The following is a 23,736-nucleotide window of genomic DNA, read 5'->3' as shown; positions in this document are numbered from 1 at the left end:
ATTATTAGGGATTAGCAAAGATGAAATCCCGGAAATTATGCACCGGTGTAATTATTCGGATTCTTTTATCCAAACAGCAAACGATTTGCAGATTATGGAATCACTCTGAGCGATCCCGAACAGGTTTTTCTACACAGATTAAAATGATTAAAAAGATTTTTCTGCATGTGAAATAAATAATCAGTGAAATTTTAGTTCAATCTAACTCTTTTTAAACTTTAAATAATTAGTGCAAAATTATCTCAAAATATTCAATATAGCCGGTGGTTTCAACCACGGGAAACGGATTGTATTAATATAATATGTCCCTGCGGTTGAAACCGCAGGCTATGTTTTTCATGCAGATTCTTAATAAGACTTTTTTCAAGTTAGCAACTCTTTGTCAAAGTCACAAACACACTTTCTTCAAATCTGTGGCAAAAAAACTTGATGAAATTTGAATAAAAAAAGAAACGATAATAAGTTGAATATCAACTTAAATATCGTTTCTAAAAAAAAATATTAATTGTAATCTTGAATTAATAGTTCATCGGAATGTCCATCAATAAAAATTCAGCAGCTGTATTTGCTTTAATGTTTAAAGTGTCAGTTCCTGAAATTCCAACAGCATCACGAGTGTTTAATTCCTGACCGTTGATCGTTACGTTTCCTTTTAAAACGAAAGCATAAACTCCGTTTCCTTCTTTTTTGATTTTATATTCTGTTGCAATTCCGGCATCAAAATTTCCCATATTAAACCAGGCATTCTGGTGAATCCAAACCCCTTCGTCATCTGCGTTTGGAGATAAAATCTGAGATAGTTTATTATGTCTGTCTGCAACGTCTAAAGTAATTTGCTGGTAACGTGGTTCAACATTTCTTTTATTTGGGAACAACCAGATTTGCAACAATTTAGTCTGTTGGTCTGCATTTGGGTTAAACTCACTGTGTTGAACTCCGGTTCCGGCACTCATCACCTGAATATCTCCATTTTTAATGATTTCAGTATTTCCCATGCTATCTTTATGAGCCAAATCACCTTCTAAAGGAATCGTAATGATTTCCATATTATCATGAGGATGCGTTCCAAATCCCATTCCGGCTGCGATAGTATCATCATTCAAAACGCGCAGCGCCCCAAACTGAATTCTATCCGGATTGTACCAGCTCGCAAAGCTAAAACTGTGATAAGCATTTAGCCATCCGTGATTTGCATTTCCTCTTGTTTCTGCTTTGTGTAATACTATATTTTCCATGATCGGTGTGTTTTGTTATTTTTATAGTACAAAGATACCGCCGGGGTCAGGAAAAAGCACTTAACCTAGATTAAGAAAGATTCTGAGGTTTTAAGTTGCTGAGATTCGAAGTTTTTATTTTTATGAAAGACAAAGTAGCCACGCCGTTCCTCAGGATGACAAGATTGCGCTGTATTATTTAATTCTAATCAATTTCCCTTTTCCAGTCACTACATCAAGATAATTTGCGGCTGAACTTTGTTTGTCATGCATGTAAAATAGAATAGTATCTTTTGCAATTTGATCTTTTGGAATGCTGATAATCAAATCAGTATTAATAAAATTTTCCAATAGAATTGTATTGCCATAAGAAATTTTTCCTTTTGGCATATACTTATTGTCAAAAACAAAAACGCTATCCTTAAAAGTAATTTTATCTTTTAGCAGGTAGGTATTGCTGTCTTCTATCAAATAATTATAACGGCCAATAAGTTTGTCTGTTTTCTGGTTTGAGTTAATAGAAAGCAGGATTATTATTAAAGATAAATGTTTCATATTATTCTAACTGTATTGAATTATAAACTGTTGTACAACCGCATCTGTATTCTCATGGCGTTTCTTTTTTTCTAGAGCAATAGGAGGAGAAGCCCGTTCCAGGCAATCCTGTACAGCACATGTTTCACAAGTTACCCCCACAATTCTTTTAACCAAAGGTTTTCCTTCAATAAATTTGAATTTCTTTTTCATTGTCGGATTAATTAAAATTCCAACCGAAATACTTCTGATGTAATTTTCTGCGAAAGGATCTTTTGTAGCCGATGAAAAGACCAAATACTCGTTTCCACTGTTGGCGTAACTCGATATTTGAGCATCAAAAAAATGAGATTTATTTTGTCTGATAGCTTCATCTATTGTTTTTACCGAAACCCATCTTCTGCAATAATGCTCGTTTGTTTCGTTAGCATGAGGCTCCTGTTGATTGGTAATGTGCAGTTCTTTGTTTATTTGATAAAAATCTGTTCCGGGACGATGTGATAATCTTAAAAAGAATAGATTTTTCAGATGGAAATCTTTGGGCAATAAATTGGTTAATCGCTGATAGAAAGATTCTGGAGAAACTTCAAAACTTTCGATTAACGAAACAAATTCTTCCGGTTTTGGATTTTCATTATTTAGAAAATCATTGATTTTGTCTACAACTAATTTTCTGGGCAATAATAAGGCACCCGCAAAATAAGAAGCATAAAAATTATTCAAAACCTGATCAAAATTCTCAAATTTAATCCAGCTGAAAGTCAGCAAACGATCTGAAATTTTTAAATAATTATAGGCAATTTCTTTGGCTAAAATAAAAGCTTTCTGAGGAGCATCAATTTCAGTTGAAAGCAATAAAGTCTTGCTTTTGGTAACATAAATAGAACGCAGATCGTCCAGAGCTTCCTGATCGGTGAAGGCTATTTCTTTGATATTGTATTCGTATTCTTCTTTTAAAATCGCTTCCAGTTCTTCAATACTGATTTTAGAATCCAGATTAATCTGAAAGGACTTTGAAAAAGCGATTACTTTATCTTCTAAATCCTCAAAATAATTACTATGCGCTTCCTGATACGATCGTAAAGCGGCCAAAAAGAAACTTTCGCGGCTTAGATTGTAATGCTGTGCAATTTCAATAATGGTACTGATAAACGCATTGACTTTTGCCGGCGCATTGGCAATAATGTCAATTAAATCGGCTTCCTGAATTCCGAAAAGCTCTAGCGGGATCTCTTTTAAAATTCCGGATTTCAGTATTTCGCCAATCGGAGCGAGATTGTTATCGAGTTTTAGAGATACTAATTGGTCGTAAGGAACATCCAAATGTTGGCATAAAAGAAGAATCTTGTCCGTTTTTGGATATTTTTTTCCCTTTTCAATCTCGTTTAAATACGATTTTGAAAGATTAGTCAATTTGGCTAAGCCAAAAAGCGACAGGTTTTTCTGAACGCGGACTTGCTTGAGTTTTAGCCCAAAAATCAGCTTTATATAATCTTTTTCAATATCCATAATGTCAAATGTAAGTATTCTAAAAATAATCGCCAAAAAAATATTTTTAAAATTTAGCGAACGTTCGCTTGTTTTGTAAAAAACTTTTTTATAACATTGTACTGTCGAAATGTGTTAATTATGAATGAGTTATAATTTATTGATTTTGATGAAACGAAAAATGATTAAAGAAAAAATGAGTTTAATCAAATTAAATTAAAATCTGCAGCTATGAAAAACCAATTAGAGATTACTGAAATGGCTTTAGAAATTCTGGCCGCCAAGAAGCTTGCTTATCCAAAAATCTGGAGCGAAGAAGCAATTGCATTTATTACCGAATTGCACAAAAAATTCGAATCACAGCGAAAACTGCTGCTTTTGCAGAGAGAGCAAAAACAAGCCGCTTTTGATCAGGGTGTCATGCCGGTTTTTACTCCGGAAACTAAAAATGTCAGAGAAAGCAATTGGACAGCTGGTGAAATTCCGAAAGATTTATTGGACCGAAGAGTAGAGATTACAGGACCGGTTGATCGCAAAATGATTATCAATGCCCTGAATTCGGGTGCCAAAACTTTTATGGCCGATTTTGAAGACAGTACTTCTCCGACCTGGAAAAATTTAATGGATGGGCAAATGAATTTGATTGATGCCGTTAATAAAAGTATTTCTCACACAGATGAAGTTAAAAACAAATCATATCATTTAAATGAAAAAACCGCAACATTGATTGTACGCCCGAGAGGTTTGCATCTTCCTGAAAAACATATTCTAATTGAAGGAAAGGAAGTTTCAGGATCGTTGATAGATTTTGGTTTGTATGTTTTTCATAATCATAAAAAACTTTTGGAGAATAATTCAGGACCATATTTCTACATTCCGAAATTAGAACATTATCTGGAAGCACGCTGGTGGAATAATGTAATTGATTTTACCGAGGATTATTTGAAGCTGAAAAGAGGAACCATAAAAGTGACGGTTTTAATTGAAACCATAACGGCTAGTTTTCAGCTGGATGAAATTATATATGAATTGAAAGAGCATATTGTTGGTTTGAATTGCGGACGTTGGGATTATATTTTTTCTTACATCAAAAAGTTTAGAAAAAATCCAAAATTCATCGTTCCGGACCGTGATCAGGTAAATATGACGTCACCTTTTATGAATGCGTATTCCAATTTGGTAATTCAAAGATGCCATAAAAGAGGTATCCATGCCATTGGCGGAATGGCAGCGCAGATTCCGATTAGAAATAATGAAGAAGCTAATGCAATTGCTTTTGCAAAAGTAAAAACGGATAAAGAGCGTGAAGTTAAAAATGGCCACGATGGAACCTGGGTGGCGCATCCGGATTTGGTTGCGCTGGCAAAGGAAATTTTTGATAAAGGAATGCCGACTCCAAATCAGATTCATGTTAAAAGAGAGCATCGAAAAATTACAGAAGCAGATCTGATTGAACCACCAATTGGGCTGATTACTGAAAATGGGGTTCGAAAAAATATAAATGTTGGAGTTTTGTATCTGGCTTCATGGCTGAACGGACAAGGTGCCGCAGCTTTACATAATTTGATGGAAGATGCCGCAACGGCCGAAATTTCAAGATCGCAATTATGGCAATGGCTTCAGAATAAAGTGCTTCTGGATAATGGACGAAAATTAGATTTGGCTTATTATCATGAATTGGCTTTGGATGAATTCAGAAAAATCAAAGAAGAACTGGGAGAAGAAAATCACGAAAAACAACAATTTCCGTTGGCTGAAAAAGTACTGGAAAGATTAGTAGTAAATACTGATTTTGTTGATTTCCTTACAATTCCATGTTACAAATATCTATAAAAAAACTACTGAGCCTAATTTTTTAAAATCAGCTTAATCTGCCAAATCTGCGTGCTAATATTTTTTACAAAGATTTAGCAGATCAGGCAGAAAAATTTCAGCACAATAATAAAATACTTTACTAACCAACTTAACTATATTATTTATGAAAACAACAGAAGACAGAATTCAGGAACTGATTAATGACTGGATTGCAAACCCAAGATGGAAAGGTGTTGAGCGCCCTTATACTGCAAATGAAGTAGTGACGCTTCAGGGTTCCTATCAAATTGAACATTCTATTGCTAAAATGGGAGCGCAAAAATTATGGAGAAAGTTAAAAAGCCAGGATTTTGTTGCGGGTTTGGGTGCCTTAACAGGAAATCAGGCAATTCAGGAAGTGGATGCCGGTTTAGAAGCAATTTATTTAAGCGGATGGCAGGTTGCTGCTGATGCAAATCTGGCAGGAGAAATGTATCCTGACCAATCGCTTTATCCGGTAAACAGTGTACCGATGGTGGTAAAAAAGATTAATAATGCTTTATTGCGCGCTGATCAGATTCAGACCGTAAACGAAGTTAAAGATAAGAAAGATTATTTAGTTCCGATAGTAGCTGATGCTGAGGCGGGTTTTGGCGGAAATTTAAATGCGTTTGAGCTGATGAAATCAATGATTGAAGCCGGAGCGTCTGGTGTTCACTTTGAAGATCAGCTGAGTTCTGCTAAAAAATGCGGGCATTTGGGCGGAAAGGTTTTGGTTCCAACTCAGGAAGCCATCAATAAATTAATTGCAGCGCGTCTGGCTTCAGATGTTATGGGCGTTTCTACCTTAATTGTAGCAAGAACAGATGCTGATGCCGCCAATTTACTAACGAGTGATGCTGATCCGAGAGATAGAAAATTTTTAACCGGAGAAAAAACAGCTGAAGGTTTCTTCTACGTAAACAGCGGAATTGATCAGGGAATTGCAAGAGGTTTGAGTTATGCTCCTTACGCCGATTTAATCTGGATGGAAACCAGCAATCCGGATTTGGTTTATGCTAAAAAATTCGCTGATGCAATGAAAAAAGAATTTCCGGATAAAATGCTGGCATATAATTGTTCGCCTTCTTTCAATTGGGCAGCAAAATTATCAGTTGCAGAAATGGAAACGTTTAGAGAAGATTTGGCTGCAATGGGGTATAAATTCCAGTTTATCACTTTAGCAGGATTCCATGCGTTGAACACCAGTATGTTCGAATTGTCTAAAGCTTACAGAGAACGTGGAATGGCGGGTTACTCTGAATTACAGGAAAGAGAATTCGCTTTACAGAAAAACGGATTCAGAGCGGTAAAACATCAGGCTTTTGTAGGGACTTCTTATTTTGATGCTGTTCAAAATACGGTAATGATAGGAAGATCTTCAATAACGGCAATGGAACATTCTACTGAGGTTGAGCAATTTTAATTCAAAAAAAACCTAGTTCAATATTGAACTAGGTTTTTGATTTTTTACCATTAAGATATTAAGAAATTAAGTTAGTTTTAATGAAGCTGATTAAGTTTTGCTCTTAATGAATCTTAATGTCTTAATGGTTAAATTTTATTTCTTCAAAAGTCTCGCTTTCATTTTGCTGAAGAATTCCGGTGTTACACCAATGAAAGAAGCGATTTGTTTTTGAGGAACTTTATGAACCAGAGTTCCGTATTTTTTACAGAATTTATCAAAACGTTCTTCCGCAGGTAAACTTAAGTTATCCATTAATCGCTGCTGATTGGCCACTAATGAATTCTCAATTAGAATTCTAAAAAAGCGTTCCAGTTTTGGGATTTCAAGATACAATTGTTCCTGATTTTCTTTGGATAAAGAAACAACCTCTGCTTCTTCCAGAACTTCAATAAAAAGCTGTCCCGGTTTTTGCGAAAAATAACTGTACATGTCGCTCATCCACCAGCCTTCGCAGGCAAATGAAAGTACATGCTCCACAATATTATCATTGATATTGAAGCTTCTTAAAATTCCGGAATTAACAAAATAAGAATGTTTGCAGACTTCACCGGCGTTTAACAAAATTGTTTTGGCTTTGTAAGTATTCGTTTCCAGTTTAGATAAAAAAAGGGCCTGTTCCTCTGATGTCAAAGAAACATGTTTGGCAATGTTTTCGAGTATTAATGCCATTATTTTGTGTCTTCTATTAACGTAAATGAAGTTGCTTTAAATCTATTACCTACAATTTCGCCGGTAACAGAAGCCTTTCTGATCGCATTGCAAAAACCTTTATCGGAGTGTGCATCTCCATGATCGTGAATAGTAGTTCCGTCAACAAAATAGTTTTTTCCGTCAATACGAACGGCTAAATCACAGCTTTTACCTTTCATTCCGAATTGACATTCTCCACATGAAGCTTCAACAATTGTTGGCTTATCAAATTTCTTTTTGCTTTGAGCTTGTACTGCAATTCCAATAAAAAGGAATGTAGCTAATAATATGTTTTTCATAATTAAGAATTTACAGTTATTAATTTTGCCGTTTCTTTGGCACGTTCGGTTACTTTTTCGATTGGGGTTGATAAAGAATCTTGAGCTAAAACAACTCCCATTCGGCGATAGGGTCTTGAAGTTGGTTTACCAAAAATCCTGAAATCAGTTTTTGGCAAAGCGGCTACTTTTTCGATTCCGGTAAAAGTTGGATTTGTTGAATCTTCTGATGCTAAAATTACAGCGCTTGCCCCGGCTTTTTCTAAAGTAATTTCGAAAATCGGAAGACTTAAAATGGCTCTTAAATGCAATTCGAATTCGTTAAAATTCTGAGTTCCTGCCAACGTTACCATTCCGGTATCATGCGGACGCGGAGAAAGTTCAGAGAAGTAAACGCCTTCCTTCGTTAGGAAAAATTCAACACCAAAAAGTCCGGCACCGCCAAGTGCTTCCGTAATTTTTTCGGCCATATCCTGTGCTTCGTATAAATCGGCTTCAGAAACTTGCGCCGGCTGCCAGCTTTCCTGGTAATCACCGCGTTCCTGTCTGTGACCAATTGGCGCACAAAACAAAGTTGGGTTGTTATTTTGAGTAATTGTCAAAAGCGTAATTTCTGAATCAAAATTGACAAAAGCTTCTACAATAACTTCGATAACATCGCCACGCGAACCTGCAACGGCATATTGCCATGCTTTTTCTATATCACTCTCTGTTTTTATAGTCGATTGTCCTTTTCCTGAGGATGACATTAAAGGTTTTACCACACACGGAATACCAACTTCCTGAACAGCTTTTTGCAGTTCTTCTGCCGAAGTTGCGTATTGGTATTTGGCTGTTTTTAAACCTAATTCTTTAGCTGCTAAATCACGAATGGCTTTACGGTTCATCGTGAAATTTGCCGCTTTCGCTGAAGGAACAACGGTGATTCCTTGTTTTTCGTAATCGTAAAAACGTTCGGTGCGAATGGCTTCTATTTCCGGAACTATGAAGTCGGGTTTGTGTTTGGCTACGATTCGGTCTAAGGCTTCGCCGTCTAGCATATTGATGACTTCAAAACCGTGTGCAACCTGCATGGCAGGGGCATTTTCGTAACTGTCAACTGCAATTATGGTTTGTCCGATTCGTTGTGCGGCAATGACAAATTCTTTACCTAATTCGCCTGAACCCAGAAGGAGTATTTTCATTTTGTTGGATTTAAAGTTTGGGTATTTTGGCTTGCTTTTACAATTATTAAACTGCTTATAAAAGTTAGAATCATTAATATAAATGATAGGAATAAAATCATTAGGATCGAAAAGAGAATTGTATCTGGAATTTGTGATTTTAATACAACAGATAGTCCATTAACAAATTTTCCGATTATATAAATTGTAAAAAGTGAAATTATAAACTTAGAACTTACTCCAAAAGAAAATTGAGAACAAGCTTGAAAATAAGTTATTTGGTTTAATGAATGGCTTATTTTTTTAGCAGTATTCCAAAAAAGGAAAATAATAAAAACCGGAAAAATAATTCCCCAAGATATTGGATTCCAAAAAACACCGAAATCACATATTTGAACACATAAATCAATAAAATAACTATCTGAAAAAATTAATAATGGAAAAAATGCAGTCACAAAAATCCCAGCAATGATTGCATATTTTTGAATGTTATTTTTTGAGTCCATTTAAAATTATTTTGAGAGTAAAGATAAATAAAATGGAATTTATTCTCACGCTGATTTTGGAGATTCGGTAGATTTTAGTTTAATTTTTACATTAAGTAACCACACAGTTTGTCATTCCGAGGAACGAGGAATCTTCGCGAGTAACTCCGTTCCAATAAGCCAATCTTTGTTCGGCTACTTGCGAAGATTGCTTCGCCAGTTCGCTATCGCTCGTGTCCTCGTTCCTCGGAATGACAAGATTGTGGGAAGTATGAAATGAAATTATGAACGCAAAAGTTCTTGTTAACCCGTTCGCGTGAGGGATAGCAGTGGAAAGCCCACAGCCTGACGAAGGAAGTGCGAGGACTTGTAACGGATAGTCCGACCCGCCTTTTCGGCGGGACACGCCCAAAATAAAAAAACCGACACTTTAAAAGTATCGGTTTTGTATATTAATGAAAATGATCTTCTTCAATCTCAAATTCTGCATCTTTTTCCCAGATTTCCATTTCACAGGGTTTGCAGTTAAATTTTAATTTGTATTCAAGTTCACCTTGTTTCAGTACTAATGGCTCTTTTACTTTAACACCAACTATATCTTTTTGGTGTATAGGACATTTTTTCAATTCGTATTTGATGCAATATTTGGTGGTCATTACACGGGATTTTCCAGGATCCCATTGTAATTCGAATGCCTTTTCGATTTCGGTAACACCGTGGCGTTCGTAGAATTTACGAGCTGTTTTGTTCGAAACATTGTACATGAAATCCAGTTTGGTTTCAGGATACGCATGTGATGTTTTTACCAATTGGTGTTCCTCACGTTTGTAATTTGCCAGACGAATTTCTGATAACTGATCAAAAACATTTCTTCTCATTTCGTTGATTTTTGAAATAGGAAGGAACCAGTTTTGAGAAAACATTACATTAATTTCATCGGCACTGTAAGGTGTAAAACCTGTTTTTGCTAATTGAACTTTTATGTTTTCTTCAATTGATTCGCCAGTTTTAGTTTGTTCTTTTGAATGCTCTAATTTTACGGTGCTTACGTTTCCGTCTTCGTCGGTTGCGATTAATTCAAAACCGTTTTCGTTTTCAGTAAGTAGTAAAGCTGTTCCAATTTTACGGATCGCACTGTCTTCTCTTTCAACAATTTTGATGAAAGCAATATCATTGTTACGGTAAATAAAAGTTCCGTCTTTGATTTCTTTTAAAACGTTTGGATATACTTTTCCGTTTTCGGCTTTGTTTACATAGATTCCGTCTGCTTCGTTATTTTCGTTGATGAAACAAAGTCCGTCACCATTGTTTAATAATTCACCGTTTTCAATTTCATAAGCATTTCCAACAGTTCTGATTAGTTTTCCAATATACTGACCTTTTGATTTTGGGCTTTCCCAGGAACCAATAGAACTGTGTCTTTCGTTTACGAAATAATCCGTATAACCACGGTTAAAAGTTCTGTTTAAAGTAGAATCAAAAGTATAAGTGCATTTTCCGGAAGAAGCTTTCGTGTATTTGTCGCTTCCTTCTAAATAACTGTCCAATTTCTGACGAAGATACGATACGTTATTTTTAACGTAAGCTACATCTTTTAAACGGCCTTCGATTTTAAAAGAAACGATTCCGGCTTCAATCAAATTCGGAATCTGATCTGAAACGTCTAAATCTTTAATAGAAAGTAAGTGACTGTTTTTGATTAAAGTTTCTCCGTTTCCGTCGATTAAGTTATAAGGTAAACGGCAGTTTTGTGCACAAGAACCACGGTTCGCGCTTCGTTCTCCGTTGGCCACACTCATATAACAGTTTCCGCTGAAGGATACGCATAAAGCTCCGGTTACGAAAAATTCTAATTCAACATCAGCTTCGTCGTAAATCGTTTTAATTTGATGCAGGTTTAATTCACGTGCTAAAACGACACGTTTGATTCCGGCATCTTTTAAGAATTTAATTTTGTCTGCGTCACGGTTATTGGCTTGTGTGCTGGCGTGAAGTACAATAGGAGGCAAGTCCATTTCCATAATCGCCATATCCTGAATAATCAGGGCATCGACACCAATGTCGTATAATTCCCAAATCATTGAGCGACACGTTTCTAATTCGTTGTCGTACAAAATGGTGTTCATTACCACAAAAACCTGAGCGTTAAATAAGTGCGCATATTTTACCAGTGCTGCAACATCTTCAATTGAGTTATTGGCGTTAGAACGTGCGCCAAACTGTGGCGCTCCAATATATACTGCATCTGCTCCGCTGTTAATCGCTGCCATTCCACCAATTAAATCCCTGGCTGGAGCTAATATTTCAATCTTCTTCTTCATTTTTAAAACTTTAGGCTTTTGTGGTATTCACGAAAAAAAGTGTGCAAAGGTCTTATAAATTATTTGAGTTTGCTAATGATGAAGGTGTTTTTTTGAAATTGTTAACTTAATATGGAATGATGACAAATGAATTTTTAATAAGTGTATACGAATACAATTAATCTAATGGAAAAGAATATCCTGCTGTAAATCCGCCAAAAGATTGTTTAGAAGTTAAATTTCCGTAAAAAGAAACTCCAAGTTCTATGTTGTTTTTTCGGCCAACTGCAAGTCCAAAACCAATTGGAATATGTGCTACGACACCATTTTTTTTCTCATTGACATATTCTGTATAAGTTTCAAAAGATCCTATTGAAGCTCCTATACCAGTTTCTACAAAAGGAGCAACCCAAGGTATTGGAGCGCAAAGACGTACTTTGGTTCCAAGAAAAAAAGCATTAGTTTCTACTTTATAGCCTTGTGGATTTTTAATTTTATCCTCATCTGTTGAGGTAAAAATAGCTCCTAAATAAGGTCTTACACTAAACCATCTCGTTATACCTATTACATATTCTCCTTGCGTATAAAAACCAAAACCATCTATGATTTCCGGGTTTTCTTCTTCATAATGTGATGTACTTGATCCAAAACCTATTGAGGCTTTAATAAAATTACCCGTTGTTTGAGCTTTTGAATAAGAACAAAATAATACTGTAAAAATAATAGTGATAAAACAGCGCAAATTTAAGGTCATAAAAACGTTTTTTTGTAATTATTAAAATGTGCGGCGAAAGTAAGATTTTTATTCCAAATTAATGCTAAAAATAAAAAACTACCTGATTATTTAAACCAGGTAGTTTTTTCTAAAATAAAAGTTCCAATATTTATTAATTCACTCTCATTTTAATTTGTGACAAAGTATTTTGAATACTGTTTAATTGTTTTGAAACAACTGAAATCTGATTGTGTTCGAGATGGTTCTCTTCGAGTGCCATTTTGTATTTTTCGATGGCTGCTTCTTCTCCGGTAACACAAGCGTTAATAATAGCTTCGGTGTCTCCGCCTGTAAATGATGATTTAATATCGATCCAGGTTCTGTGAAGAGCTCCAAGTGGCCCACCACCAGAAGTGTCTGTTGATTTTCCCAGTTTGTTGATTTCGTCTTGTAATTCTACAATAAATAAGGCTCTTTCTCTTGCGTAATCTAAGAAATCACTTTTCATTGCTGAATTTTCTACATGCTCTGCGGCATTTGTATATCCTAATTTTCCGTCTTCAAGAATTGAAATTAATCCTTCTAAAGTTTTAACTGCTTCTTTTGTGGTTTCATCTGTATGTATCATGACTAATAGTTTTTAAATTAATACATTACAAAGTTGGGAATTTATAAAAGGTTATGTTTTACAGGATTATGCCAGATGGTTATAATATTGTGGAATGGGAATTTTGAAAGTGTATTTTTAGTTTCAGGCAGATTTGGCAGATTTAGGAGATTATATTTGAAAATGATTAGTTCTCATTTGCCGTTTTGCGTGAGGGATAGCAGTGAAAAGCCCACAGCCTGACGAAGGAAGTGCGAGGACTTGCAGCGGATAGCCCGGTTCGCCGCAGCGAACACGCCAAAAAAAACAGCTTAAAGTATAAAAGTGATGAAACTTTTAACCTTAAGCCGTTTTTAATAAAACTTAGTATATTGTTATAGAGTCAAAGCTTCTTTGATTCTGCGTAATGCTTCTTTTAAAATATCGTTGCTTGTTGCGTAAGAAAAACGAATGCAATTTGGATTTCCGAAAGCATCTCCAGTTACAGTTGCGACATTTGCCTCAGCTAAAAGATACATCGAAACGTCGTTTGCATCTTTGATTTCAGTTCCTTTTAATGTTTTTCCGAAGAAAGAAGAAACGTCTGGGAAAACGTAAAATGCTCCTTCCGGAACGTTGATTTTTACTCCAGGAATTTCTTTTAATAATCCAACCACTAAATCTCTACGACCGTGGAAAGCCTGAACCATTTCGTTTAATACGCTTGGATCAGCATCTACTGCTGTAATTGTAGCGCGTTGTGCTACAGAATTTGCTCCCGATGTTACTTGCCCCTGGATTTTTGTACACGCTTTTGCGATAAATTCCGGCGCTCCGATATAACCAATTCTGTATCCAGTCATGGCAAATGCTTTTGCAACTCCGTTTACAGTGATTGTTTTTTCTAACATTCCCGGAATAGAACCGATACTGCAGAAAGTTCCTGAGAAATTGATATGCTCATAAATTTCGTCAGCAACTACATATATATTTGGATGTTTTTCCAACACTTTTGCCAAAGCCGTTAATTCTTCTCTGCTGTAAACAGAACCTGAAGGGTTACAAGGAGAAGAAAACCACATCATTTTTGTTTTTGGCGTGATAGCAGCTTCTAATTGTTCAGGAGTAATTTTGAAATCAGTTTCAACAGAAGTCGGAACTTCAACAGGAACTCCGCCTGAAAGTTTTACGATTTCGAAATACGAAACCCAGTAAGGTGCCGGTAAAATTACTTCGTCACCATCGTTTAGCATTACTTGCGCAATGTTGTATAAAGATTGTTTTGCTCCTGTAGAAACTACGATTTGAGATGGTTTGTACTCTAAATTGTTGTCTCTTTTGAATTTTGTGCAGATAGCTTCTTTTAAATCCTGGTATCCATCAACAGGAGAATATGTACTGTAATTATCGTCGATTGCTTTTTTAGCTGCTTCTTTAATAAAATCAGGTGTATTAAAGTCTGGTTCTCCTAAACTTAAACTGATGATGTCTTTTCCTTGTGCTTTTAATTCACGTGCCAAAGCAGCCATCGCTAATGTTTGCGATGTAGCAAGATTGTTGATTCTGTCCGAAAGAATATGATTCATTATAAAAATTTTGAATGTCCTTAATTTGTTGCGCTCATTAAGGAAGGTTAATTATTAATAGATTTTTTTTAGTTTAAACAGATAATTCAGGTTTCATTCCCAGCTCACGTAGATGCTTGAAATGTGCAACGATGGCACTTCTCATTGTTTTATATTCATAATACGGTAAGTTACATTCCTTTGCAGTTTCTTTTACGATTTGTGCAATTTTACCATAGTGAATGTGGCTGATATTCGGAAAAATATGATGTTCGATCTGGTGGTTTAATCCGCCGGTGTACCAGTTTACAATTGCATTTTTAGGTGCAAAATTGGTTGTGGTAAACAACTGGTGAATAGCCCAGGTATTATCCATTTCTCCTAATTCATTTGGAGAAGGGTTTGTAGTTTCATCTACAACGTGAGCTAATTGAAATACAACACTAAGGATCAATCCGGCTGTATAATGCATTGCAAAGAAACCAAGTAGCACTTTCCACCATGTAATACCAATAACCAATGGTAAAACAATCCAGATTGATACATAAATAACTTTAGTAATGATTAAGGTTGTCCAAAGAATTTTTGGACTTTTAGGCTCTCCGTAAGATAATTTTCTTTTAAGATAATTACGCATCTGCTTAAAATCGGTTGTAATAGCCCAGTTAAAAGTTAATAATCCATATAAGAAAACAGAGTAATAGTGTTGAAAACGATGAAAACTATGCCATTCAGCATGTTTTGTAAAACGAATAATTCTTCCGGCATCCAGATCTTCGTCATGCCCTGGAATATTAGTGTAAGTATGATGTAAAACATTGTGTTGTACCTGCCAGTTATAAACGTTTCCTGCCAGAACATAAATAGTTCCTCCCATAAACTTATTAATCCAGTTTTTAGTAGAATATGATCCATGATTTCCATCATGCATTACATTCATACCAACTCCTGCCATTCCTATTCCTATAACGATAGACAAAAGGAGCATTACCCAAAAAGGCATTTCAAGAGTAAGGATTAAGAAATAAGGTGTCAGAAAAACAGCAAAAAGAATAATGGCTTTTAAATGAAGTTTCCAATTTCCGGTTTTCTGGATATTATTTTCCTTAAAGTAATTGTTTACTCGTGAGTTAAGTGTTCTGAAAAACTTCAGATTGTCTTGCCTAGCAAAAGTTGGAGCCGTGTTATTCATAATTATTTTAAATAATTTTCAAAGGTAATTATTATAAATTTTCAATTTGCAAAATTGAGTTAAATATTTCAATCGTAAAGTAGTACTTTTGTTAAAAAATTAGAGCAATGGATGAGATATTGAAATATTTTCCTGATTTGACTGACATTCAAATAGAACAATTTCAAAAATTAGACTTTTTATACCACGATTGGAATGAAAAAATCAATGTCATTTCGAGGAAGGATATTGATGCCTTATATACAAAACATGTTTTGCATTCGCTTGGAATTGCAAAAATCATGAAATTTGAGCCGGGAACGACAGTTCTCGATGTTGGAACAGGTGGAGGATTTCCAGGAATTCCGCTTGCTATCCTTTTTCCAGAAACCCGTTTTTATCTTATTGATGTTATTGCAAAAAAAATAAAAGTAGTTCAGGGAGTTGTAGATGCTTTAGGTTTAAAAAATGTAAAAGCAGAACAATTGCGTGCTGAAAATGCAAAAGGAGATTTTGATTTTATTGTAAGTCGTGCCGTAACTAATATGCCTGATTTTGTTTCATGGATTAAGGATAAAATCAAAAAGCAGCATAAGCATTCTTTGAAAAATGGAATTCTTTATCTAAAAGGAGGCGATCTTGCAGAAGAATTGAAAGATTTTCCAAACGCAACTTTATATGATCTGTCTGCAATTTTTGAAGATGAATTTTTTGAAACAAAAAAAGTAGTACATCTGCCTTTGAAGTTTAAAGCTTAAGTTTTTATTTCAAAGTCGAAAGTGTAATAATACTAAAAATCCGGGTCTGTTTAAGATCCGGATTTTTTTTAGATTCAAATAAAAAAACCACAAGGCTTACTTGTGGTTTTAAACGGATGAATTTATTTAACCCCTTAAAAAATAATCCGCGTTTAAATTGTGTATTTAAAGTTTATGCATTTACTAATTTTTTCATTTTGTTGCAATAATGATTAGTTGTATAATCAATATTCAAAATGAATTCTGTCAAAGCAAAATTTGACGATTTATTAGTATGCTCAAAATCTGTATTGAAGAAAAATTCACGACAAATTTTTTCTTCAGAAGAGGAATCATATATTGTTTCTTCTGAATAATCAATTTCGGTATTTTGATTTGGAAATTGCTCTTGAAGTTTATAAATGATATTTTCAAACCATTTATTAAAGATTTTTCTCTTCGGCGTAATATGTCTCGCAACTAATACTAATCCAACTAACTCGCTTTGCAGTAATGGTGAACCTTTTTTGTACAGTACATCAATCATTCTTACATTCATAAGAGCTACCCATATAGGACCGTTTATAAAACCGGTTGCAGGAACATCCAATTCAGTGTCAAAAGCTAAAGGATTTGTATTTTTGGGATTTTCGATTGAATACCATAGCGCTTCAATGCGGTGTTTAATATCGTCAGATGCTACAGTATATCCCTTAAAGCGCCAATAAATCCATTCAAGTAATGCTGCACTAAGAGCAATAGATGCCTTATGGCTTATTTTGTTTAGTATTTTGTCGAGTTCCTCATTATCTTCAGTAGGATCCACGAGTTTTCTCATTTTTTTTGTCGTCCACTTAAAATCAATTTTATTTCCTAAGCTGTTTGCTTCAACTATTATTTCCGGAGTTCTTTTTAAGTTTTTCATTTTTGGTTTTTGTATTTATTTGTCAAACTTTTATTTAATTGCACAGGGCAAATTTAAAAGGATGAACAGGCAATGATGTACTACAAAAAGTTTTAAAAATAACAGAATAAGTTTTTTTAAGATGTATCTATTTGAAAATCAAATATATAAGAAAAATATTACAATTTTGAATATTCTTCTTTAAAAAGAATATATTCAGATTATTGCGATCAGGAAGAAGATCATAAAGGCACTTAAAAGAAAAAGCCGGATCTGATAAGACCCGGCTTTTATACTATGTATTCGAAAAATATATATTATCCTAAAAATGGATATCTGTAATCTTCCGGAGTTACAAATGTTTCTTTGATAGTTCTAGGAGAAGCCCAACGTAATAAGTTTAGTGCAGATCCTGCTTTATCATTAGTTCCTGAAGCTCTGGCTCCACCGAAAGGCTGCATTCCTACAACTGCTCCGGTTGGTTTATCATTAATATAGAAGTTACCTGCTGCATTTTGTAATTTAGTTGTAGCAACTTCAATAGCATAACGATCCTGGCTAAATACCGCTCCTGTCAAAGCATACTCAGAAGTAGTATCAACTAATTCTAAAGTTTCTTCCCATTTTGCATCTTCGTAAACATAAATTGTGATAACTGGTCCGAATAACTCAGTTTCCATTGTAGTATACTTTGGGTTTGTAGTTACAATAACCGTTGGTTCAATAAAATATCCAACAGACTTATCGTAATTTCCTCCGATGATGATTTCTGCGTCAGCATCTTTTTTAGCCTGGTCAATATAACTTGCTAATTTGTCAAAAGAACCTTCGTGAATAACTGCTGTAATAAAGTTTCCGAAATCTTCTGGAGAACCCATTTTCATAGATTTTACATCAGTAATTAATTGCTCTTTTACAGCCGGCCATAAACTTTGCGGGATATAAGCTCTTGAAGCTGCAGAACATTTTTGTCCCTGGAATTCAAATGCACCACGAGTAATTCCCGTAGTTACTTGTTTTACGTTGGCACTTGGGTGTGCAATGATAAAATCTTTACCACCGGTTTCACCAACGATTCTTGGATACGTTTTATAGTTGTGAATGTTTGCTCCAATTTTAGCCCAGATATCTTTAAATACATGAGTTGAACCTGTAAAGTGTACACCGGCAAAATCGCGGCTTGCCAAAACAGTATCAGTAATCATTAAAGCATCACCAAAAACTACGTTGATAACTCCGTCCGGAACTCCGGCTTCTTTGAAAACATCAATGATGATTTTTGCAGAAAATACCTGACTGTCACTTGGTTTCCAAACCACAACGTTACCCATCATAGCAGCACTTGCAGGAAGGTTTGCAGCGATAGCAGTAAAGTTAAAAGGAGTGATTGCGTATACAAAACCTTCAAGAGGTCTGTATTCCAAACGGTTCCATACTGTAGAGTCTGATTTTGGCTGATCGTTGTAAATTTGAGTCATAAATTCTACGTTGTAACGTAAAAAGTCGATCAATTCGCAGGAAGCATCAATTTCTGCCTGGTGAATATTTTTAGATTGTCCGATCATTGTAGCTGCATTAATTCGGGCTCTGTAAGGACCGGCAATAAGTTCTGCTGCTTTTAAGAAAATAGCTGCGCGTTGTTCCCACGCCATATTTGCCCATGCTTTTCTTGATTCAAGTGCATTAGCAATTGCTTTTTCGATATGTTGTTTTTCAGCTAAATGATACTTTCCTACGATATGTTTATGATCGTGTGGAGCTGATATTGTTCTTGTGTTTCCAGTTTTGATTTCTTCACTACCAATGTATAAAGGAACATCAATCTGAGAGTTCCACATTGTAGTATATGCCGCCTGAACAGCTGCTTTTTCTGGTGAATTCGGTGCGTAACCTTTTACTGGCTCGTTTACCGCTTTTGGTACATGAAAGAATCCTTTTAGCATGTTATTTAAAATTAGTGAATTAGACAAATTTGAGGGTCAGAAGATTTGTTTTGTTACGAATAATCTAACGCTGCACAAAAGTACAAAGGATAAATTAATAATTTGGTAATTTTATGAATAAGATAACTATAAGAATTATAGTTTTAACTTAGAATTAATTTAAAGCAAATGGAGCACACATTCTAAAAGTAGGAACAATAACTTTGAATGTTTTTGTAGTTGTGAAATTAATCATATTAAAATGACCTTTCATGGCACCATAAGGAGACGATAGTAAACAACCAGAACTGTAAGTATGATTTTCTCCTGGTTTTAAAACGGGTTTTTTTCCAATAACGCCTTCTCCGTCAACAACTTCCAGATCATTTAATGAGTCAAAAATTTCCCAGTGACGTGAAGTTAACTGTACAGAATCTTTACTATGGTTTTCAATAGTAATTACATAACTAAAAGCAAAATGAATCTTGTAGTTTTTGAAGTAAGTACCTTCAAAACTAGTTAAAACAGATATTTTTATGCCTCTTGTAATTTGAGAAACCATACTAAAGTAGTATATATGTGTGCGTTATAGGCGCAAAGTTACGAAAAAAAACATTCGGTTAAAAACCTTAACAATCTTTTAATTGACTATATTAATAGAGTTTGCATTTCCTTTTCCGATAACTCTTTCATAACGATCGGAACTTTGTTTGTAATAAACCAAAATTATGTATTCATTTTCAGTCTGATAAAAGTTACCATCAACCGCATTTTCATAATCGACAACTCCTTTTTTGTCCGCAATTTTATATTCAAAATTCGTAAAACCCTGTTTGATCATAACGGCTTTTTCAAAAACACCCTTATCGGTATTATACTCCATTTTATATTCAGGTGTCAGACTGTAATTATTAAACATTCCGGTAATATAAATGTCCTTGCTGGAGGATCTGAAAGCAGGGGCAGAAAGAGTAAAATATACCCATGCATAATCTGCTTCAATTTCATTATTGGATCCGTTTATGTTTTTAACAACAAAGTTTCCGTTTACATCCTGATACAGGGTATAGATCTGATTGCCTCTTGCCTGATTGGTATATAAGTAAGAATTGTATATGTCATTGTTAGAGCCCACTTTTCCCACATTATTATTGGCTGCACGAATGTCTTTGTTTTCAAAATATAAAAATTCGTTTCCGGCCCAAAATTGTGTTTCCTTGTCATATTTATAAACCAGCTGGTTTCCTAAGGTATATTGCGGAACAATATTTTTGATACTGGTGCTGAAATCTCCATTTTGTAATAAAAGAACTTTTACGTTTTGTAATGGTGTCTGAAAAACAATATCATTGGAAACTATAGAAAAATCAAGATTTTGTTTGTAATCAATATTGCTGACGGTTCGGCTTCTTTTTACCTGAGCCGCCACAGTAGAATGTTCTTCATACAAAATAAACTTTCTCGAAAAAATGACTTCTCTGTCTTCATTTAAGATTTTAAGCATATAATTTCCCGAAATCCTCAGTTGATTTGTAAACTGATTTGGAAAAGCCAGTCTGTAATGCGAATAAACCTGAAGCGTATTAAATGAATTGGAGTAATCTGTAATTCTTTGATTATCAAAACCACGGATATAATCTGTTTTTGGGATATCAGTTGGTTTCCAATTGTAATCGCAGTGAGTTACTTCAAAATAATAATTAGCTTCATTGCCAAATAGGTCATCAAACTGTAATTCAAATACAGATCCTAATTCGAATATAGGAACGACGTTGCTTCCGTTCTGAACAAACGTTACCGTTTTAATATTATAAGGCGGGGCAACTTCTGTCTGCACTTCCTGGGCTGCTGCCGAAGTAAAAACAAAAAAAAGAAAAAGCTTTTGAAATAAAAATTTTGGCATCCTTTTGCGTTGTAAGATTGTAAATATAACAATTTTTATAACGCAATAAAGGAGTAATTTATTGGTTAAAATTGATTAAGAACTCAAAATATACTCTAAATTAGTTTCGATTTCGTCATTTATATAGCTTTCTTCTAAAAGAGAATCCGATAACAGTTTTTTGTTTTCCTGAAGTTGGATGATTTTCTCTTCTACTGTATTTTTTGAGATAAAACGAATCACATTTACTTTGTTTAACTGCCCGATTCGGTGCGCCCTTCCAACTCCTTGTTTTTCCGCAAAAGGATTCCACCACGGATCAAGAAATAAAACATAAGAAGCTTTGGTAATATTGAGACCAACTCCTCCGGCTTTTAGCGAAATAAAAAACAATAAAGGTTCTTCATTTTCCTGAAATATTTTTACCTGCTGTTCTCGTTTACTGGCAGGAGTTTCGCCTGTGATTTCACAAAACCTGATTTTGTTTTCCTTGCACCAATCCGTATAGAAATTCAGATTAGTAACAAACGAACTGAAAATGATTGTTTTTTGTTTTCCTTTTACTAAACTTTCCAGATAATTAGTTACCGCAATATATTTCCCGGAATCAATTTCCGACTCCTGATCGACCATTTTAGGGTGATTACTCAGTTGCCTTAACTTCATCAGCGTATTGATAATGCTGATTTTGTCCGGGCTTGATCCGTCCGTTTTAAGTAAAAAATTACGGGCTTTTGATTTTTCCTGCTCATATAATTTTTCCTGTTCAGGATCCATATTGCAATAATAAATCTGCTCTGATAATTCCGGTAAATCCTTTAAAACCTGCTCTTTGGTTCTCCTTAAAATATAAGGCTGGATAAGGGTTTTTAATTCAGATAAAATAGCTGAATCCTTCTTTTTTTCAATCGGATTTTTAAAATTCTCCATAAAAAAAGCATAACTGCCTAAAATATCCGGATTTATGAATTGCATTTGTGACCATAAATCGTCAAGCGAATTTTCGATAGGCGTACCACTCAAAGCAATTTTATGGCTTGTGCTTATTTTGTTTATGGCTTTAAAAATCTTGGAATTTTTATTTTTAATGTATTGGCTTTCGTCTAAAATTAAATAACGGAAATCGTATTTTTCTAAGATTGAAATATCACGATGAACAATGCTGTAGCTGGTAAAAATCAGATCGGTCGAATCTAATCTGGCAGCCAGTAATTTCCTGTCGTTGCCAACATACTGCATTTTTGAAAAATGCGGTGTAAATTTTCCGGCTTCATTAAACCAGTTAAAAACCAATGAAGAGGGTAAAACGATCAGGGTTTTTAGAGGTTCTCTTTCAACAGTAGTTTCGTTTGCAAACAAATCAAAATTGGTAGTTTTGGTTGTAAAGCCTAATTGTTCCTGTACAGAAACCAAAACAGCCAAAGTTTGTAATGTTTTTCCAAGTCCCATGTCATCAGCCAGGCATGCACCCAAATTTGAATTGAAATGCCCCAAAAGCCATTTTACGCCATCAATCTGATAAGGCCTTAAAGTTGCCTTCAATAAATCTGAAGCGGTATATTCTGCATGGGAAATGACCTCATTGTCGATTTCCGAAATTCCATCTAAAGCCGTAAAATTGCTTTTTCGCAAAAGTAAACTGCCTTTTTCGGTATTAGCTAATTTTGCCAGAGAGCCATATTTACTGAACCATTCTAACGGAATCAGAAAATAGTTTCCGTCAGGCAGCATGAACAGTCTTTCCTTGCTTTTTATATTTGGAATAATTTCACTGAAATTGATGGTGTAAGTTCCAATTGTGATGATTATTTTGATATCAAACCAATCGCCTTGTGTATCTTTTGAAGTTGAAACTGTATGATTTGCGGTGATGATTTCTTTGCTTTCCAGTTTTAAATTCTGAATCGTAAAACCTAAGCTTTCCAGTTTTTCTTTATGGTCTATTACTAATTGAATATTGACATACGGATCTGTACTCTCCGGATCTGAAGTCAGTCCGAACAATTCGTTTTTGATTTTTACTAAACCCGTTTCGAGTAATTTGTCTGTATATAAATTTTCTTCAGAACTTCGTTTAAACTGAATTATTTTAGGTTCATTGGGAACACTGAAATCAACAAACGAATGTGTCTTTTTAGTTTTAGCGGCATCAAACAAATAGCCGTTATAATCAAAATAAAGGTTGAGGTAATAACAGTTTTTAAAGAAATCATAAACTGGCTGTATTGTGCATGAAACAATGGTGTCACGAAGTTCAATTTCAAAACCATTTGCTTCAATATCAATTTTTTTAGCTATTTCAGGAATGAAATTTTTAAAATAATCATCAACTAATTTTGAAGGTATTTCTATTGATTTTTTCTTCAAAAACGGCGTCAGTTTCTTAGAATTAAGCTCTTTTAGCTGCCCTAATTTTTTATTTACAATCAGCCAGCCCGGTTCATCCAGAAGAATATCCACATTACTGTTCATCGGCAGAAATGTAGTTTCGTTTTCTTTTAGAGAAAGCGTATAAGTAATACCTTCAGGATGTTTGTCAAATTGAATCTGAGGTTCAAAATCGAGCGGGTCGATACTGACTCTGGAACGATAAAAATCCTTTTCAGGCCCTATGTTGACACATAATGGAAATTGTTCCTGCACAATCAGGCTATAGAAAGAACTTAGATTTATTTTTAAATGCTGGCGAATGGCAAATTCAATTTTGGAATCTTTCTGCAAATCTGCAATCGTCTTTGCTGATTTGATTTTTGTGCTAAATTTTTTAAAAATAAATTCAGGTTTTAAAGAGTCGCAGATAT

The 23,736-nt window shown here is 34.7% G+C and carries 20 protein-coding genes; 3 read left to right on the top strand and 17 right to left on the bottom strand.

Annotation, left to right across the window (positions count from 1 at the left end):
• Positions 1–518 precede the first annotated feature (518 nt).
• The 3 genes from DCO46_RS17305 to DCO46_RS17295 all read right to left on the bottom strand — a co-directional run bounded on the left by DCO46_RS17305 (position 519) and on the right by DCO46_RS17295 (position 3,257).
• Complete coding sequence (locus tag DCO46_RS17305) at positions 519–1,235, bottom strand: pirin family protein (RefSeq protein ID WP_116753755.1); 717 nt, start codon at positions 1,233–1,235, stop codon at positions 519–521.
• A gap of 174 nt (positions 1,236–1,409) precedes the next feature.
• Positions 1,410–1,769 carry a hypothetical protein gene (locus DCO46_RS17300; RefSeq protein WP_116753754.1) on the bottom strand — a complete coding sequence of 120 codons (360 nt, stop codon included), beginning with the start codon at positions 1,767–1,769 and terminating at the stop codon, positions 1,410–1,412.
• A gap of 6 nt (positions 1,770–1,775) precedes the next feature.
• Positions 1,776–3,257, bottom strand: a complete 1,482-nt coding sequence (locus tag DCO46_RS17295) for a helix-turn-helix domain-containing protein (RefSeq protein ID WP_116753753.1) — start codon at positions 3,255–3,257, stop codon at positions 1,776–1,778.
• Between the two features lie 210 nt (positions 3,258–3,467).
• On the opposite strand from DCO46_RS17295, the gene aceB reads away from it, so the two are divergent.
• Positions 3,468–5,069: a malate synthase A gene (aceB, locus tag DCO46_RS17290; protein WP_116753752.1), complete on the top strand. Its 1,602-nt coding sequence runs from the start codon at positions 3,468–3,470 to the stop codon at positions 5,067–5,069.
• 145 nt (positions 5,070–5,214) lie between these two features.
• Complete coding sequence (aceA, locus tag DCO46_RS17285) at positions 5,215–6,495, top strand: isocitrate lyase (RefSeq protein WP_116753751.1); 1,281 nt, start codon at positions 5,215–5,217, stop codon at positions 6,493–6,495.
• A gap of 135 nt (positions 6,496–6,630) precedes the next feature.
• Here aceA and DCO46_RS17280 read toward each other — a convergent pair whose 3' ends face one another.
• The 9 genes from DCO46_RS17280 to DCO46_RS17240 form a co-directional block, all read right to left on the bottom strand.
• On the bottom strand, positions 6,631–7,206 hold the full coding sequence (locus DCO46_RS17280) for a Crp/Fnr family transcriptional regulator (RefSeq protein WP_116753750.1): 576 nt from the start codon (positions 7,204–7,206) through the stop codon (positions 6,631–6,633).
• Positions 7,206–7,526: a DUF6370 family protein gene (locus DCO46_RS17275; protein ID WP_116753749.1), complete on the bottom strand. Its 321-nt coding sequence runs from the start codon at positions 7,524–7,526 to the stop codon at positions 7,206–7,208. Before DCO46_RS17275 ends, DCO46_RS17280 begins: the two co-directional genes overlap by 1 nt.
• 2 nt (positions 7,527–7,528) lie before the next feature.
• Positions 7,529–8,689, bottom strand: a complete 1,161-nt coding sequence (gene purT / locus DCO46_RS17270; protein ID WP_116753748.1) for a formate-dependent phosphoribosylglycinamide formyltransferase — start codon at positions 8,687–8,689, stop codon at positions 7,529–7,531.
• Positions 8,686–9,174, bottom strand: coding sequence for a hypothetical protein (locus DCO46_RS17265; RefSeq protein WP_116753747.1), 489 nt, complete (start codon positions 9,172–9,174; stop codon positions 8,686–8,688). Before DCO46_RS17265 ends, purT begins: the two co-directional genes overlap by 4 nt.
• 431 nt (positions 9,175–9,605) lie before the next feature.
• A complete protein-coding gene (locus DCO46_RS17260) occupies positions 9,606–11,474 on the bottom strand; it encodes a peptidase U32 family protein (protein WP_116753746.1) in 1,869 nt (622 codons plus the stop codon).
• A gap of 157 nt (positions 11,475–11,631) precedes the next feature.
• Entirely contained in the window at positions 11,632–12,207 is a 576-nt protein-coding gene (locus DCO46_RS17255) for a hypothetical protein (RefSeq protein ID WP_116753745.1), read from the bottom strand.
• Between the two features lie 133 nt (positions 12,208–12,340).
• Entirely contained in the window at positions 12,341–12,796 is a 456-nt protein-coding gene (locus tag DCO46_RS17250; RefSeq protein WP_116753744.1) for a ferritin-like domain-containing protein, read from the bottom strand.
• 353 nt (positions 12,797–13,149) lie between these two features.
• Positions 13,150–14,340, bottom strand: a complete 1,191-nt coding sequence (locus DCO46_RS17245; RefSeq protein WP_116753743.1) for a pyridoxal phosphate-dependent aminotransferase — start codon at positions 14,338–14,340, stop codon at positions 13,150–13,152.
• Between the two features lie 73 nt (positions 14,341–14,413).
• Entirely contained in the window at positions 14,414–15,511 is a 1,098-nt protein-coding gene (locus tag DCO46_RS17240) for a fatty acid desaturase family protein (RefSeq protein WP_116753742.1), read from the bottom strand.
• A 107-nt stretch (positions 15,512–15,618) separates the two neighbouring features.
• Here DCO46_RS17240 and rsmG point away from each other — a divergent pair, with 107 nt between their 5' ends.
• Complete coding sequence (gene rsmG, locus DCO46_RS17235) at positions 15,619–16,248, top strand: 16S rRNA (guanine(527)-N(7))-methyltransferase RsmG (protein WP_116753741.1); 630 nt, start codon at positions 15,619–15,621, stop codon at positions 16,246–16,248.
• Positions 16,249–16,420: 172 nt separating this feature from the next.
• Here the strand turns inward: rsmG and DCO46_RS17230 are convergent, their stop codons facing one another.
• The 5 genes from DCO46_RS17230 to DCO46_RS17210 all read right to left on the bottom strand — a co-directional run.
• Positions 16,421–17,152 carry a hypothetical protein gene (locus tag DCO46_RS17230; protein WP_116753740.1) on the bottom strand — a complete coding sequence of 244 codons (732 nt, stop codon included), beginning with the start codon at positions 17,150–17,152 and terminating at the stop codon, positions 16,421–16,423.
• A 296-nt stretch (positions 17,153–17,448) separates the two neighbouring features.
• Entirely contained in the window at positions 17,449–19,074 is a 1,626-nt protein-coding gene (gene pruA, locus DCO46_RS17225) for an L-glutamate gamma-semialdehyde dehydrogenase (RefSeq protein WP_116753739.1), read from the bottom strand.
• Positions 19,075–19,228: 154 nt separating this feature from the next.
• A complete protein-coding gene (apaG, locus tag DCO46_RS17220) occupies positions 19,229–19,615 on the bottom strand; it encodes a Co2+/Mg2+ efflux protein ApaG (protein ID WP_042563756.1) in 387 nt (128 codons plus the stop codon).
• Between the two features lie 78 nt (positions 19,616–19,693).
• Complete coding sequence (locus DCO46_RS17215) at positions 19,694–20,956, bottom strand: DUF5103 domain-containing protein (protein WP_116753738.1); 1,263 nt, start codon at positions 20,954–20,956, stop codon at positions 19,694–19,696.
• A gap of 75 nt (positions 20,957–21,031) precedes the next feature.
• Positions 21,032–23,736 (bottom strand): DEAD/DEAH box helicase (locus DCO46_RS17210; RefSeq protein WP_116753737.1); only part of this gene is annotated, 2,705 nt, incomplete at its 5' end.

Origin of the sequence: Flavobacterium sp. HTF (assembly GCF_003105115.1) — a bacterium.
Lineage (GTDB): Bacteria > Bacteroidota > Bacteroidia > Flavobacteriales > Flavobacteriaceae > Flavobacterium.
This window is presented reverse-complemented; position numbering and strand designations above follow the sequence as displayed.